General features: G+C 45.1%; 14 protein-coding genes. 6 read left to right on the plus strand and 8 right to left on the minus strand.

The features are described 5' to 3' along the window. Positions 1-55: 55 nt before the first annotated feature. The 3 genes from VA249_RS05480 to asnS all read right to left on the minus strand — a co-directional run bounded on the left by VA249_RS05480 (position 56) and on the right by asnS (position 2,364). The gene (locus VA249_RS05480) at positions 56-355 is read right to left on the minus strand and encodes a hypothetical protein (RefSeq protein WP_221069247.1); all 300 of its coding nucleotides are present in this window, start codon (positions 353-355) and stop codon (positions 56-58) included. 198 nt (positions 356-553) lie between these two features. Further along, on the minus strand, positions 554-784 hold the full coding sequence (locus VA249_RS05485) for a hypothetical protein (protein WP_164837204.1): 231 nt from the start codon (positions 782-784) through the stop codon (positions 554-556). 179 nt (positions 785-963) lie between these two features. Continuing rightward, positions 964-2,364, minus strand: coding sequence for an asparagine--tRNA ligase (gene asnS, locus VA249_RS05490; RefSeq protein ID WP_221069256.1), 1,401 nt, complete (start codon positions 2,362-2,364; stop codon positions 964-966). Between the two features lie 366 nt (positions 2,365-2,730). Between asnS and queD the strand changes: the two genes are divergently transcribed. After that, entirely contained in the window at positions 2,731-3,093 is a 363-nt protein-coding gene (queD, locus tag VA249_RS05495; protein ID WP_221069259.1) for a 6-carboxytetrahydropterin synthase QueD, read from the plus strand. Between the two features lie 153 nt (positions 3,094-3,246). Here the strand turns inward: queD and VA249_RS05500 are convergent, their stop codons facing one another. The 4 genes from VA249_RS05500 to VA249_RS05515 all read right to left on the minus strand — a co-directional run bounded on the left by VA249_RS05500 (position 3,247) and on the right by VA249_RS05515 (position 7,596). Continuing rightward, positions 3,247-3,714, minus strand: a complete 468-nt coding sequence (locus tag VA249_RS05500; protein WP_221069261.1) for a GNAT family N-acetyltransferase — start codon at positions 3,712-3,714, stop codon at positions 3,247-3,249. Between the two features lie 222 nt (positions 3,715-3,936). Continuing rightward, on the minus strand, positions 3,937-5,298 hold the full coding sequence (locus tag VA249_RS05505; protein WP_099080867.1) for an L-serine ammonia-lyase: 1,362 nt from the start codon (positions 5,296-5,298) through the stop codon (positions 3,937-3,939). Positions 5,299-5,395: 97 nt separating this feature from the next. Continuing rightward, complete coding sequence (locus VA249_RS05510) at positions 5,396-6,649, minus strand: aromatic amino acid transport family protein (protein WP_221069263.1); 1,254 nt, start codon at positions 6,647-6,649, stop codon at positions 5,396-5,398. A gap of 347 nt (positions 6,650-6,996) precedes the next feature. Next, positions 6,997-7,596 (minus strand): CoA pyrophosphatase, encoded by a 600-nt coding sequence (locus VA249_RS05515; protein WP_221069265.1) that lies wholly within the window; start codon positions 7,594-7,596, stop codon positions 6,997-6,999. 141 nt (positions 7,597-7,737) lie between these two features. Between VA249_RS05515 and VA249_RS05520 the strand changes: the two genes are divergently transcribed. Further along, a complete protein-coding gene (locus VA249_RS05520) occupies positions 7,738-7,905 on the plus strand; it encodes a hypothetical protein (protein ID WP_221069267.1) in 168 nt (55 codons plus the stop codon). An 87-nt stretch (positions 7,906-7,992) separates the two neighbouring features. On the opposite strand, the gene pabB is transcribed toward VA249_RS05520, so the two are convergent. Further along, positions 7,993-9,363: an aminodeoxychorismate synthase component I gene (gene pabB / locus VA249_RS05525; protein WP_221069826.1), complete on the minus strand. Its 1,371-nt coding sequence runs from the start codon at positions 9,361-9,363 to the stop codon at positions 7,993-7,995. Between the two features lie 308 nt (positions 9,364-9,671). On the opposite strand from pabB, the gene VA249_RS05530 reads away from it, so the two are divergent. From VA249_RS05530 to VA249_RS05545, 4 genes are all read left to right on the plus strand, one after another. Further along, positions 9,672-11,189, plus strand: coding sequence for a fumarate hydratase (locus VA249_RS05530; RefSeq protein ID WP_211919505.1), 1,518 nt, complete (start codon positions 9,672-9,674; stop codon positions 11,187-11,189). Positions 11,190-11,449: 260 nt separating this feature from the next. Continuing rightward, positions 11,450-11,635: a hypothetical protein gene (locus tag VA249_RS05535; protein ID WP_221069268.1), complete on the plus strand. Its 186-nt coding sequence runs from the start codon at positions 11,450-11,452 to the stop codon at positions 11,633-11,635. A 151-nt stretch (positions 11,636-11,786) separates the two neighbouring features. Next, a complete protein-coding gene (locus VA249_RS05540; RefSeq protein WP_221069271.1) occupies positions 11,787-13,163 on the plus strand; it encodes a YcjX family GTP-binding protein in 1,377 nt (458 codons plus the stop codon). Then, complete coding sequence (locus tag VA249_RS05545) at positions 13,160-14,200, plus strand: YcjF family protein (protein WP_221069273.1); 1,041 nt, start codon at positions 13,160-13,162, stop codon at positions 14,198-14,200. The genes VA249_RS05540 and VA249_RS05545 overlap by 4 nt, the downstream gene beginning before the upstream one ends. Positions 14,201-14,293: the final 93 nt, after the last annotated feature.

Consider the following 14,293-nt stretch of genomic DNA (forward strand, 5'->3'; position numbering starts at 1 on the left):
CGCACACATGGAAAACACGCGCGCCCAACATCGGGCGCGCAGAAGAGGTTCGTTGTTATTTCTTCAGATTCATTTCTGATTCAATGGCATTGGTCTCAATATCAGGGTTTGAAGATAGCTTGCTACTTGCCCACTCATTCATGTGTTTTAGAACCGCTTTTAAAGCGTGTTTCTCTGTAGGGACTTCAGAACCCGTCACTTCGAGTTTTTGTTTTGGGTGTGAGCCGGTGACATCTTCAGCAACGTGCAACCAATCAGGGTGCCAGTAGTAAGGTTGGCCAGATGGCGTGCTCCATGAATGAACGCCGTTAGATTCGCCTTTATACTGAATGTCATTTTCATTGTACTTTGTCATTATTATCATCTCTCATCTTCATGGGTTGAGGTGCATCACCTTTACTTCATAAATGTAACAGACACACAAAGAATTAACGTGACGACCATCTACTTATTCTGGTGATGAATAACCGAATACGTTGCACAGTTCTCATTCATACCAATCATCTGATCTTGTTAGACTTTAACCTTGTGAAAGGTATGGAAATGTTGCTTGTTAGTTTCCATTGAGATGTTTGATGATTGCGGCCTTAGCGTGCTCTTCTGTCGCGACTTCACCCTCAGGCACATCCAATTTTGCTTTTGGGTGAACCCCTAGCGCATCTTCTGCGATATGTAGCCAATCTGGATGCCAATAATATGGAATTGAACTATCTGGGTGATCCCAGCTGTGAACCCCTTTGTGTACGCCTCGATAGGAGAGGTCATCCATCGTAAACAGTTTCATTATTTATCCTCGGTGTTCTTTCATATCATTGAAAGTATGGAACATAATCTCACACTTTGGAGATAAAATTGCTACCGAGAAGAATGAGAAATCACGTTTCAAAAATGACCAATATTAGTGACGGATAAAAAAAGACCTCCACGAGGGAGGTCTTTACAATTTGACTCGTACAGCGATGATTAGAAGTTCGCAGAGCGAGGAGTACGTGGGAATGGGATCACGTCACGAACGTTGCCCATACCTGTTACGTAAGAGACTAGACGCTCGAAGCCTAGACCGAAGCCCGCGTGTGGCACGGTGCCGTATTTACGTAGGTCACGGTACCAGCTCATGTGTTCTGGATCGATACCCACTTCACGCATACGTGCATCTAGGATGTCTAGACGCTCTTCACGCTGAGAACCACCGATGATTTCGCCGATGCCTGGTGCTAGTACGTCCATCGCAGCAACTGTCTTACCGTCATCGTTAGCACGCATGTAGAATGCTTTGATATCTTTCGGGTAGTTCTTAACGATTACAGGCGCTTTGAAGTGCTCTTCCGCTAGGAAACGCTCGTGCTCAGAAGACATATCGATACCCCATTCAACTGGGAATTCGAACTCACGACCTGAATCTAGAAGAATCTGGATTGCGTCAGTGTAATCAACTTGCGCGAAGTCAGAAGAAACAAACTGCTCTAGACGAGTGATCGCTTCTTTATCGATACGTTGAGCAAAGAACTCAAGGTCATCACGACACTCTGCAAGAACGGCTTTGAATACGAACTTCAGCATGTCTTCAGCCAATTTTGCAACGTCGTCTAGTTCCGCGAACGCAACTTCAGGTTCAACCATCCAGAATTCTGCTAGGTGGCGGCTTGTGTTTGAGTTCTCAGCACGGAAAGTAGGACCGAACGTGTAAACTTTGCTTAGTGCACAAGCGTAAGCTTCCGCGTTTAGCTGACCAGATACTGTTAGGAACGTCTCTTTGCCGAAGAAGTCTTCGTTGTAGTCCACTTTGCCATCGTCAGTACGTGGTAGGTTTTCCATGTCTAGCGTAGAAACGCGGAACATTTCACCTGCGCCTTCTGCGTCAGATGCTGTGATCAGCGGCGCAGATACCCAGAAGTAACCTTGCTCGTGGTAGAAACGGTGGATCGCTTGAGCTAGACAGTTACGTACACGTGCTACCGCACCGATTACGTTTGTGCGTGGACGTAGGTGCGCAACTTCACGTAGGTACTCAATAGAGTGACGAGTTTTTGCCATTGGGTATGTGTCAGCGTCTTCAACCCAGCCAACAACTTTAACGTCAGTTGCCGCTAGTTCGAATGCTTGACCTGCCGCAGGAGAGTCAACAATCTTACCCGTTACTTCAACAGAGCAGCCAGTCGTTAGCTTTAGTACTTCGTCGTTGTAATTATTAAGATTATTAGGGACCACGGCCTGAATCGGGTCGAAACAAGAGCCGTCGTAAATGGCAAGGAAAGAGATTCCAGCTTTGGAATCACGACGTGAACGGATCCAACCGCGTACAGTTACTTCACTGTCTACCGCTAGTTGACCTTTCAAAACGTCTGATACAGGCGCGTAAGTCATGTTTTAAATATTCTCCGTTAAGGCATAAAAACAACGCAACACAAATCAAAGAGTCTGTCTTTTTACTCGTTTGTACAAAAAACGGGCGAGTGTTGCGTTGGATAGAATTCTAAAGATTCATCGCAACATATTACCTGTCAATTCGAGAGCTTCAACCTTTATATTCACTTTAAACGACAGAAATTTTCTATTTGTTCTCTCTTTGCTCTTTTTTACCGGGAAATGGGTTAATTAAACGCTTAAATGATGGTTTTGCTAGAGGAGGGAAAGGCCGCTGCTGATTGCGTTAAAGGAGATTGGCATAAAGGTTGTCATCAAGGATTGAATTCCTTAGTATGGCGTCTCTTTTTTAGCCTGAGATTTAAGATGAAAACTGAATTATACAAAGAGTTTATGTTCGAAGCTGCACATCACCTGCCACACGTGCCAGAGGGTCACAAATGTGGTCGTTTGCACGGACACTCTTTTCTTGTTCGTCTTTATGTAGAAGGTGAGGTTGATCCGCACACCGGTTGGGTTGTGGATTTCGCTGAAATTAAAGCGGCATTTAAACCAATTTATGATCGTTTGGACCATTACTACCTTAATGATATTGAAGGGTTAGAAAACCCAACAAGTGAGGTTTTAGCAAAATGGATTTGGCAACAACTCAAGCCAACGTTGTCACTATTAAGCAAAGTCGAAATCAAAGAAACTTGTACAGCAGGCTGCATTTACAAGGGCGAATAAATTCGCAATAAAGACAATTGAAGTTAGAACAATAACAAATAATGAGATAAGAAAGGCAAGCTGATGGATAGCTTGCCTTTTTTGTCACTAAATCAAGTCAGATCTACATCAATCCAGAGTTAAATCCAGCCTGAGCTAAATCCATTCAGAAGATCAGCTTAACGCATGGCGAACAATCATTGCTTTCCCACTTTCGTCATACAATGACTTTTGCGTATTTTCAAACCCTGCTGATTCAAAAAGCGTCATGGCAACGGCATTTTTTTGTGGGATGGTGGCACAAATAGAATTACTCTGAGTATCTATTGCATACCCATAAACCATGAGTTTTCCCAGTGTCGCTTTGCCTATCCCTTGTCGTTGGAAGCGTCTGTCGATGACGATATAGCTTAGCCCTAATTCATGGCGTTTGGCGAAAGGCACATACTGTGCAAACGCTTTGTCGATGATGAGATAACCCACAACGAGGTAATCATAAAAGATGGTATAGAAGACTTGTGACTTACTGCGCTTTTGATACGCCAAATCGAATGGCAGAAAAAATGCGGCTTGATCTTTGTCTACTTCAAGTTGTAGCAGGCTAGAGAAGTCTTTTAATTGAGTCGGTTTAATCGCAATCATAGTGCATGCGTCAGCTAAGCGGTGATGATAGCCGCATTATACAATAGGGCGCAGTGTTTGTATCAATGATAAGGTGAGGGACTTTTTAATGATGGACAGCTTTTTCAATCTAAGGGGGCTTTCAAAATAGGACAGGGCCCAGAGAGAAGAGAGCAGAAAGAAAAAACCCGAACCAATGGCTCGGGTTTGTTGTTAGTTCGCAAGACTTAGCAAATAACTTTATTAGCAAATCACTTTAATTGCTAGACCGCCTTGAGACGTTTCACGGTATTTTGCGTTCATGTCTTTACCTGTTTCTAGCATCGTCTCGATAACTTTATCTAGAGATACTGTCGGAGCAGAAGAACGACGCAGTGCCATGCGAGTTGAGTTGATCGCTTTCACTGCCGCGATACCGTTACGCTCGATACATGGAACCTGTACCTGACCTGCAACTGGGTCACACGTTAGACCTAGGTTGTGCTCCATGCCGATCTCTGCCGCCATACATACTTGCTCAGGGCTACCACCCATAAGCTCTGCAAGGCCAGCCGCCGCCATAGAACACGCTACGCCAACTTCACCTTGACAGCCAACTTCTGCACCAGAGATTGAAGCGTTACGCTTGTAAAGACCACCGATCGCACCAGATGCTGCGAAGTAACGGATGTAATCTTTCTCTGTCACGGTTTGGATAAACTTGTCGTAGTAAGCCAATACCGCAGGAATGATGCCACATGCACCATTCGTTGGCGCTGTTACAACACGGCCACCGGCAGCGTTTTCTTCATTTACTGCGAAAGCAAACATGTTTACCCAGTCAACTACTGCCATTGGATCATTTGACGTCTTTTCAGAAGTCAGTAGCTGTTGACGAAGTGCTGCTGCACGGCGAGGTACGCGTAGTGGACCAGGTAGAATACCTTCTGTATTCATACCGCGTTCCATACCCTCACGCATGGTTTTCCAGATGTTCGCAAAGTAAGTACGAGATTCTTCATCTGAGTGCAGTGCTGCTTGGTTTTTCATCACCAAAGCACTGATAGAAAGACCGTGCTCTTTACATTGGTTCACAAGCTCTTCAGCTGTTGTGAATGTGTAAGGAACCTTGATTGGGTTTTCTTCTTCTTTGCCGAAATTTTCTTCATCGACGATGAAACCACCACCGATAGAGTAATACGTTTTCGAGTACGCGACTTCGTCATCGATCCAAGCGTGGATCTGCATGCCGTTTTCGTGTAGCGACAAGTTAGAGGTATGGAAGTTCATACCGCCATCTTTAGGGAACGATACTGTGTGACAGTGCATGCCAACAGGAAGGCGCTCAGTTTCTTCTACGCGAGCGATAAAGCCCGGGATAGAGTCGATGTCTACTTTCTCAGGAGTGTTGCCAGCAAGACCCATGATGATAGCGATATCGGTGTGGTGACCTTTCCCTGTCAGTGATAGTGATCCATAAACGTCAACGGTGATTTTAGTGATGTCGCGCAATTTTCCCATTGAACGAAGATCATCAATAAATTCTTTACCCGCTTTCATCGGGCCTACTGTGTGTGAGCTTGAAGGACCAACGCCGATTTTATAGATATCAAAAACACTAATCATATCGATTACCTCAGAACAAAAGCCTCCCAAGGGGAGTTGGGAGGCTTGTTTTTATCGTTATATTCTTGAATTAATCACGCTAAAAAATGAGCGGTGATTAAAGAGCGCCGTAGATTACAGAAGTAATCGCTGCAAGACCACAGATAACTGTGAAAAGCTGTACAGGTGCTGAAGTTTTGTACTTAGCCATTGCAGGAACTTTGTGCATTGCGAATACAGGAAGCAAGAATAGGATACCTGCAATCATTGGAGCGCCCATTGTCTCAATCATGCCTAAGATGCTTGGGTTAACGATAGCAACGATCCAAGTCGTAATTACGATGAAGATTAGTGAGCCTTTCTCGATTTTGCTTACAGGCGTTTGAGAGCGAGACTTGATTAGACCAACTAGACCCTCGTGTGCACCTAGGAAGTGACCGAAGTAGCTAGAAGTAATCGCTGCGAATGCCACTAGAGGACCCATGTAAGAGATCAGTGGAGATTCGTGAACGTTAGCAAGGTAAGAAAGAACAGAGATGTTTTGCTCTTGTGCTGTTGCTAGTGCTTCTGGAGATAGAGAAAGAACAACAGAGAATACGAAGAACATTACAAAGCCCATTAGCATCATTGCTGCGCCGCCAGTGATAGCGTCAGTTTTCTTAACTGCGTCATCACCAAACTGTTGGCGTTGTTCTTTAGAGAACTGAGAAATGATTGGGCTGTGGTTGAATGAGAATACGATGATTGGAATTGCTAGCCAAACGATAGTCGGTACTTCACCCCAGTTTGGTGCAACTTCCATCATAGATGTATTCCAATCAGGAATTAGGTAAACAGAAAGTGCCAGTAGGATAGCAACAAGTGGGTAAACCATTGCTGATGTTGCTTTCAGCATAAGTTCTTTACCAAATACAACACCTGCAGTCATTGCAAGGATCAGCGCACCTGATAGCAACCAACGAGGAATTGACTCCATACCCATTTGGTTAACTAGGAAAGAATCAACTGTGTTTGTAATACCAACACCGTAAATAAGTACGATTGGGTAGATAGCAAAGAAGTAGGCAAAAGTAATAAGGTTTGCGCCAGTCTTACCGAAGTGCTCTTCTACTGTGTCAGTGATGTCTGCGTCTGGGTTTTTCGCAGATAGTACGAAACGAGCTAGAGATTTGTGTGCGAACCAAGTCATTGGTGCCGCGATTAGAGCAAGGATAACAAGAGGCCAAAAACCGCCAGCGCCTGCTTTGATTGGAAGAAATAGTACACCTGCACCTACTGCCGTACCGAATAGGGATAGACACCAAGTGAAGTCTTTGTAAGTAAACTTACTAGACGATTGTGCGGTTGAAGCCGCAGAAGTAGTTGTAGTCATTTTTGAGTTACTCATTTTTGGGAACAGGAAATAAGTCGAGAGCAATTTTGCAAGATTTTACATTACAAAAATTGGATCTAAATCATATATTGCTCGAGCTTATCGAATGATATGTCAAAAACCTGCTTTTTATCACGAAAATGACGTGCCACACTTGATAAATGCTAATGCTAGAAATTAGGAAAACTAATCTGAAAGGGTGGTTGTGTGAAATTTATTCTCCGCAAGCGTTTGCGTTGAAAACGGTTAATTAGACTAATGTGAAACTATGTTTTAAAAATAACTTTTTATTAATATTGATGCACATGATGATTGGTCAAAAAGTAAACCTGTCGTTGATAAGCTTGTCATTTAGTGATGATGTGTTTTTGCATCGACTCGATGATTTGTGCCGTCATGCCCCAGATAAAATGGCGCTCGTAGGGAATCGCAAACACCCTGTGGTGGCTGTTTTTTAAACTAAATTTGGAGCTGAAAAGTTTTTCCGGATTCAAAATGTGAGTTGCGGGGACTTCAAAAACTTCCGCCACTTCGTTCGGATCAATCCGCGCAGTGTAGTCGGGAGAAATGAATGCTAAGAAAGGCGTCACATTAAATTGACTAATCGTTGGCAGCGGTCTGAGTTGGCCAAAGACATTGATTTGTTCTGGTGATATGCCAATTTCCTCTTCGGCTTCACGCAATGCAGTATTCACTAAATGCTCATCGGCTTGTTCATACTTCCCCCCAGGGAATGAAATTTGACCAGGGTGGTGGCGTAAATGTGTGGCTCGCTTGGTAAATATGACCTGTAATCCGCTTTCTCGTTCTACAAAACCGATCAAAACCGCCGCATCTCGCAATGATGCTTGGTTTAGATTGGCTAACCGCTTGAGAGACTCGTCATGATAGCCGGTCGGCAAATGCAGTTGGAAGTTTTGCAGTAGGGTTGCTTTGTCGATAACCAAAATAGATTCCTTTCGCTTGTTATTATTATGGACTTATCTTAGGTTTTGATGGGCGACTTAGATATTTTTCTGAACGATTTATCATTAAGGCACCCTCTATAAGTGATAGGAGTAGGTTCAACTTATAGGGAAACGAAGCGAATGGCTACTTTGAATGTGGTTAGCGTTGAGCGAAAGTCACAAGTGTTAACGAAATCAGAACGTATCCATCTCAGAAAGCATCTATTTAAGAAAGCATTCACTTCAGAAAGCATCCACCGAAACAAACCAATGCTGATTGAAATGCAGAGTCGGCGTTCTGAGTACTAGCGGCATGCTATAAACATGCGATAAAAAAGAGGCAAACCTAAATGGACTTGCCTCTGATGAGAAATCTGGCTTAATGACGTGAGCGACCTATTTTAACGCCGGAAGGATCTTTGATAACTTGTCGAGCGTTTCTTGATACTCTGCCGCGCAATCACTGTCGGCAACGACGCCACCACCTGCCCATGCGTAAAGGCGGTTGTCTTCTGCAACGAGTGTGCGAATTGTGATACTGGTATCCATTCGACCATGTCGAGAGATATAGCCAATGCTACCGCAGTAAGCGCTGCGACGATGTGGCTCTAGCTCTTCTATGATTTGCATCGCGCGGACTTTCGGCGCGCCAGTGATAGACCCCCCTGGAAAGCAAGCTCGCAGTAAATCGGCAGCATTATATTGCGCATCCAACTGCGCTCGAATGGTGCTGACTAGATGATGCACAGCAGGGAAACTTTCAATATCGAACAGCTTCGGAACATGAACGCTGCCCGCAGAGGCGACACGGCCAATATCATTGCGCAGCAAATCGACAATCATTAAGTTTTCGGCTTGATCTTTTTCCGCCGTTTGTAGATCACGAGCGTTTGCTTGATCTTGTTCGCGGTCCAAACTTCGTGGGCGTGTGCCTTTGATGGGTTTGGTTTCAATGACGTTGTCTTTCAGCTCCAAAAAACGCTCAGGTGACACACTGATGATTGCCGAATGAGGCATGCGGATAAATGCGGAGAAAGGCGCAAGGTTGGCCGCTTCGAGTTTGGCGTATGCCTGCCACTCACTGCCTTGATAAGGGGCGTTAAAACGCTGCGCCAAGTTGATTTGGTAACAGTCGCCACTTAACAGGTAATCTTGCACGCGATCAAAACGTGAAGCGTAAGACGCTTGCGTCATGTTCGATTGCCAATCACCTATCAGGTTAAAGTCTTCAACATTCGCTGGAGATTGTGAATTCAGCCATTGCCAAGCTTGTTCAATGTTTTGCCCTACCAAACACGCTTGTTTAAGTTTGTGGTCAACGATCAATGCCCATTCATACAGACCAACAGCCATGTCTGGCGTCTGCAAATCTTTGTTCGCAAGTTCTGGCATGGTTTCTACCCGGCGACCTAAATCGTAACTGAAGTACCCTAAGGCCCCACCGACGAAAGGCAAATCCCACTCGTTTGTTAACTTGAGAGTCGGCAACAGCGCTTGTTGCAATTCATCAAGTAGAGCAAATGGGTCAGCTTGCGTTGTGTATTGCTGAGTCGTCGTGTGTATATGAGTGTCATTTGCGATCGTTTCGAGGGTTGCAATCGGTTTTGCAACCAATATGTCGAAACGGCTGTCAATGTGCGTATCAGAAGCAGAACGGAGCAGCATTGCCCAAGGTAAATGTTCAATACGAGAAAAAATGGAAGCGGCGAGATCGCGTGAGTAATCCAACGTTTGAAAACTGAGCAATTGTGTGTCCATGTTGTTCATTTGTTTAAATTGTGACAAAGAGTTCGTTCACTGCATGGCATGTGATGGGCAGCAAGAGTATCATAAACGTCTGTATAGCCAAACTACCTCTATACAAAGGCTTAAAGGTGGTTTTACTATATGAAAGGCCGACTTCTTTGAATCGTGTGTCGATATCAGCCGTTCGACGAATGTTTATAAAGGTTTGTTTATAAAAGTCTAAAAAATAAGCCGTTATAAAATATGCTCATTGAGAGCAATAAGCTCAACAAAGACGACAGAAGCCAAGCCAATAATGGAAGCAAAGCATAACAATAATGAGGCATGCAATGACGGTAATACGCAAGCAGGACGTCATCAGCAGTGTTGCTGATGCGCTACAGTATATTTCTTACTACCACCCACTAGACTTTGTTCAAGCGCTTGAGAAAGCTTACTACCGAGAAGAGAGCCAAGCCGCGAAAGATGCGATTGCACAGATTCTTATTAACTCTCGTATGTCAGCAGAGGGGCATCGACCGATCTGTCAAGACACAGGCATTGTAACGTGTTTCGTTAATATCGGTATGGGTGTGCAGTGGGATTCTACCGACATGACGGTTCAGCAAATGGTCGATGAAGGCGTTCGACAAGCCTATACCAATCCGGATAACCCATTGCGTGCCTCGGTTTTGATGGACCCAGCAGGTAAGCGAATCAACACCAAAGACAATACGCCAGCGGTTGTGCACATCAATATGGTGCCAGGTAATACGGTTGAAATTCAAATTGCAGCAAAGGGTGGCGGCAGCGAAAACAAAACCAAGATGGTGATGTTAAACCCATCAGATGATATCGCAGAATGGGTAGAGAAAACGCTACCAACGATGGGAGCTGGTTGGTGTCCTCCGGGGATGCTGGGTATCGGTATTGGTGGTACGGCAGAAAAAGCCGCCGTATTAGCAAAAGAATCTTTGATGGAGCACATCGACATCCAAGAGTTGATTGATCGTGGCCCGCAAAACGCAGAAGAAGCGCTTCGTCTTGATATCTTCAATCGCGTGAACAAATTGGGTATTGGTGCCCAGGGTCTTGGCGGTCTAACAACCGTTGTTGATGTGAAGATCAAAACCGCGCCAACGCATGCCGCTTCTAAGCCAGTGTGTTTGATCCCTAACTGCGCGGCAACGCGCCACGTTCATTTCACTCTCGATGGCAGTGGCCCGGCAGAGCTTACGCCGCCGAAGCTGGAAGATTGGCCTGACATCACTTGGGAGGCAGGCGAGAACACACGTCGCGTGAACCTAGATACAGTAACCCAAGAAGATGTACAAGAATGGAAGACGGGTGAAACGGTTCTTCTATCGGGTAAAATTCTGACGGGGCGTGACGCTGCGCACAAACGTATTCAAGGCATGCTAGAAGCGGGTGAAGGGCTACCAGCTGGCGTGGATTTCAAAGGCAAGTTCATTTACTACGTTGGTCCGGTTGATGCGGTGGGTGATGAAGCGGTAGGCCCGGCAGGACCGACAACGTCAACGCGAATGGATAAATTTACCGACATGATGCTCGAAGAAACCGGCATCATGGGGATGATAGGTAAAGCCGAGCGTGGTCCTGCAACGGTTGAGTCCATCAAGAACCACAAAGCGGTTTATCTCATGGCCGTCGGTGGTGCTGCGTACCTGGTTGCAAAAGCGATCAAGAAAGCACGCGTGGTGGCCTTTGAAGATTTAGGTATGGAAGCGATTTATGAGTTTGAAGTGGAAGACATGCCAGTCACCGTTGCGGTGGATTCAAACGGAGCAAACGCGCACCAAATTGGTCCAGATACTTGGAAAGTAAAAATCCAAGAGATGGAAGCGTAGCTTGCACGATGATTATGTTGTTTCGCGATTAAATCCGTACTAAGCGCCTTATTTTATCTGTCTCAACCAAGAGATTTTATCTGTCTCAATCAAGAGATTTTATCTATCTCAAGTAAGAGAATGTGACAAGGTGCTGATTTAACTAGCAAACATTTGACAAAAGTGCGGCGAAAGCCGCACTTTTTGTCTATATAATTAAGGATATACATTTATAGGCATAGCAAATGATGTTGTTATGCTGACTGTAATTAGGAGACGACATGCCTCGTTTTATTCAGATTCTACAAATCGTTCTTGCTGTTGTGATCGGTAGCTTTGTTGGCTATGACTTGATTCTTCATGGCATCAGTATCTTCAATGAAAAATACGTAACCATTACTTGTGTATTGTGGCTGATTCTAGAAATCGCTTTGTTTGTTATCTACAAGTTGATAGAAGAAGATTAGTTTCCACCGATTTAAATAATTCTTTAAGCCTCTGACGTTCTCAGAGGCTTTTGCGTTTTATGCAGGCATAGTTTGCAGTGAATGTTTTGTTCATCTTCGATTAAGGTTGATAAAATTACACTGCGTAGCAAGACTTGATGAGATAACAAGAATGAAAAGAATAACGCAAGAAGTGAATGATTTTATTAGCCGAGGTATGGATTCCAACGTGCGGATTGCCGTAACGGGATTGTCTCGTGCGGGCAAAACGGCCTTTATTACTTCGCTGGTCAATCAACTGCTGCATACTGCCACTCACGATAATTTGCCACTGCTTACTGCCGCCAGAGACAAGCGTTTGATTGGTGCAAAGCGAGAACCCCAAGCCAACATGATGGTGCCTCGGTTTGCTTACGATGACGCAATGAATCAAATTCATGCCACGCCGCCTCAATGGCCGATTCCGACTCGTGATGTGAGTGAGATTCGTTTGGCGCTGAAATACAAGCCGAAAAAAACGACCAAAAAGTTGCTCAGCAAAACGGCCGTGTTGAATGTTGATATTATTGACTATCCGGGTGAATGGCTGCTTGATTTGCCATTGTTAGACATGGATTTTGCTACTTGGTCTCACTCTCAGTTTGATGCGCTAAAAGGTCAGCGAAGTGATCTTGCCAGTGAGTGGCTTGATGCGCTTGAACAGGTTGATTTACACGCTGATGTGAATGAAAAGCAGCTTGAAAAAGTGTCGCAAGCTTACACTGATTATCTGCATGCCTGCAAAGAGGCGGGATTGCATTGGGTTCAGCCTGGGCGTTTCGTTCTGCCGGGAGAGTTAGTCGGTGCGCCTGTACTGCAGTTCTTCCCATGTCGATTTAATTCAGAGTCTAAACCCACAAAAGGCAGCAATTTAGCCATGTTAGAAGCGCGCTATCATGAATATCAACAAAAAGTCGTGAAAGCGTTTTATAAGCATCATTTTGCTACGTTTGATCGTCAAATTGTTCTCGTGGATTGTTTGCAGCCGCTCAACGCAGGTGATGAAGCCTTTTATGATATGCGTCAAGCGCTCGAGCAGATCATGCACAGTTTCCGTTATGGTCGCAGTAGCTTTTTGCGCCGTTTGTTTTCTCCGAAAATCGACAAAGTCCTGTTTGCTGCAACGAAAGCCGATCACGTTACACCCGATCAGCACCCACACTTGGTATCGTTGTTACAACAGATGGTACACCCTGCGTGGCAAACCGCGGCTTATGAGAACATTGAAATGAGCTGCATGAGCATTGCATCGATTCAAGCGACGACTTCAGGTTTTATTGCATCAGGAGATAAGACGGTGCCTGCACTCCAAGGCACTACAATCGAGGGGGAAACAATGACCATGTTTCCTGGCGAAGTACCGAAGAAACTGCCAAATTCAGCCTACTGGCAAAACAGTGGTTTTGACTTTACTTCTTTCCGTCCGATGCCATCAGAGAGTGACGAGCCGATGAAACACATTCGCTTAGATAAAGCACTGGAATACTTGTTGGGAGATAAACTGAAATGAGCGAACTGAAACAAAAACAAGTCTTCTCAGAAAAGGTTATGCACCGGGAAGAAATCGAGTGTTCTCCTGAGCTGACCGCTCAAAAGACGTTCACCGAAAAAGAAATTTTCGTACCTGTTGAGATTCAAGAACATCAAGAAGAAACCGATCAAGAGTTACAACTGGAGCAGGTTATTCGCCCGAAATCTAGCCGTAAATGGCTGACAGCCGGTTTGTTTGCGACTTTTGCAGGCCTTGTTGGGTGGCAAGCGGTGGACTCAGTGATTACGGCTGTTCAAACCGCAGATTGGCTTGCTTTGGGTTGGGCTGGTTTTGTCACCACGATCGCCTCTTTTGGTTTAGGCGCGTTAGGTAAGGAGCTTTGGAAGTTACGCAAGCTTCGTCACCACTTCAGTGTGCAGGAAGAGAGTGAAGCACTGATCGATAGTCAGAGTGTGGGTAAAGGTAAAGCATTTTGCGAAAAGGTTGCGGAGCAAAGTGGTGTACTGGCAGAAAATCCAGGCTTTGACCGTTGGAAAAACAGCGTTAACCCAGCACACAGTGATGCAGAGATTCTTGATATGTATGATTCGATGGTGGTCAGCCAACAAGATAAACTTGCCACTAAGATCGTTTCGCAACACGCGACAGAATCTGCAGCATTGGTCGCCGTAAGCCCATTAGCGGCGGCTGACATGTTGCTGGTGGCGTGGCGAAATTTCAAGATGATCGACAACTTATCTAAAGTGTACGGCGTAGAACTTGGTTATGCCTCTCGTATTAAATTGCTGCGCGCGGTGTTCGTGAATATGGCGGCTGCGGGCGCGAGTGAACTTGCTATTGATGCCAGCATGGATTTGATGTCGATGGATCTCGCCGGAAAAATCTCGGCGAGGGCAGGCCAAGGCTTAGGTGTGGGTATCTTAACGGCTCGTTTAGGTCTTAAAGCCATGGCGTTGCTACGCCCATTACCTTGGTACCCAGAGCGACAAGTCAAATTGGGTACGATTCGTAAAGAAGTCGTGGCGAAAGTTGCATCAATTACGATGAAACCGTAATCAATATCACCTTTGATGAAGAGGATTGCTTGACGCCATTCCACGCATGGTAGAAACTACTGTCAACTTTTCCTGACAGTTGTGAATTGGGAT

It is taken from the genome of Vibrio alfacsensis (genome assembly GCF_019670485.1).
GTDB lineage: Bacteria > Pseudomonadota > Gammaproteobacteria > Enterobacterales > Vibrionaceae > Vibrio > Vibrio alfacsensis.

What these genes read in the sequence shown, in the direction of transcription:
- VA249_RS05535 (WP_221069268.1), top strand. Translation starts at nt 11,450, where the DNA reads ATGCCTCGTTTTATTCAGATTCTACAAATCGTTCTTGCTGTTGTGATC.
- VA249_RS05530 (WP_211919505.1), top strand. Translation starts at nt 9,672, where the DNA reads ATGACGGTAATACGCAAGCAGGACGTCATCAGCAGTGTTGCTGATGCG.
- VA249_RS05510 (WP_221069263.1), bottom strand. Translation starts at nt 6,649, where the DNA reads ATGACTACAACTACTTCTGCGGCTTCAACCGCACAATCGTCTAGTAAG.
- VA249_RS05540 (WP_221069271.1), top strand. Translation starts at nt 11,787, where the DNA reads ATGAAAAGAATAACGCAAGAAGTGAATGATTTTATTAGCCGAGGTATG.
- queD (WP_221069259.1), top strand. Translation starts at nt 2,731, where the DNA reads ATGAAAACTGAATTATACAAAGAGTTTATGTTCGAAGCTGCACATCAC.
- pabB (WP_221069826.1), bottom strand. Translation starts at nt 9,363, where the DNA reads ATGAACAACATGGACACACAATTGCTCAGTTTTCAAACGTTGGATTAC.
- VA249_RS05520 (WP_221069267.1), top strand. Translation starts at nt 7,738, where the DNA reads ATGGCTACTTTGAATGTGGTTAGCGTTGAGCGAAAGTCACAAGTGTTA.
- VA249_RS05505 (WP_099080867.1), bottom strand. Translation starts at nt 5,298, where the DNA reads ATGATTAGTGTTTTTGATATCTATAAAATCGGCGTTGGTCCTTCAAGC.
- VA249_RS05485 (WP_164837204.1), bottom strand. Translation starts at nt 784, where the DNA reads ATGAAACTGTTTACGATGGATGACCTCTCCTATCGAGGCGTACACAAA.
- VA249_RS05500 (WP_221069261.1), bottom strand. Translation starts at nt 3,714, where the DNA reads ATGATTGCGATTAAACCGACTCAATTAAAAGACTTCTCTAGCCTGCTA.
- VA249_RS05480 (WP_221069247.1), bottom strand. Translation starts at nt 355, where the DNA reads ATGACAAAGTACAATGAAAATGACATTCAGTATAAAGGCGAATCTAAC.
- VA249_RS05545 (WP_221069273.1), top strand. Translation starts at nt 13,160, where the DNA reads ATGAGCGAACTGAAACAAAAACAAGTCTTCTCAGAAAAGGTTATGCAC.
- asnS (WP_221069256.1), bottom strand. Translation starts at nt 2,364, where the DNA reads ATGACTTACGCGCCTGTATCAGACGTTTTGAAAGGTCAACTAGCGGTA.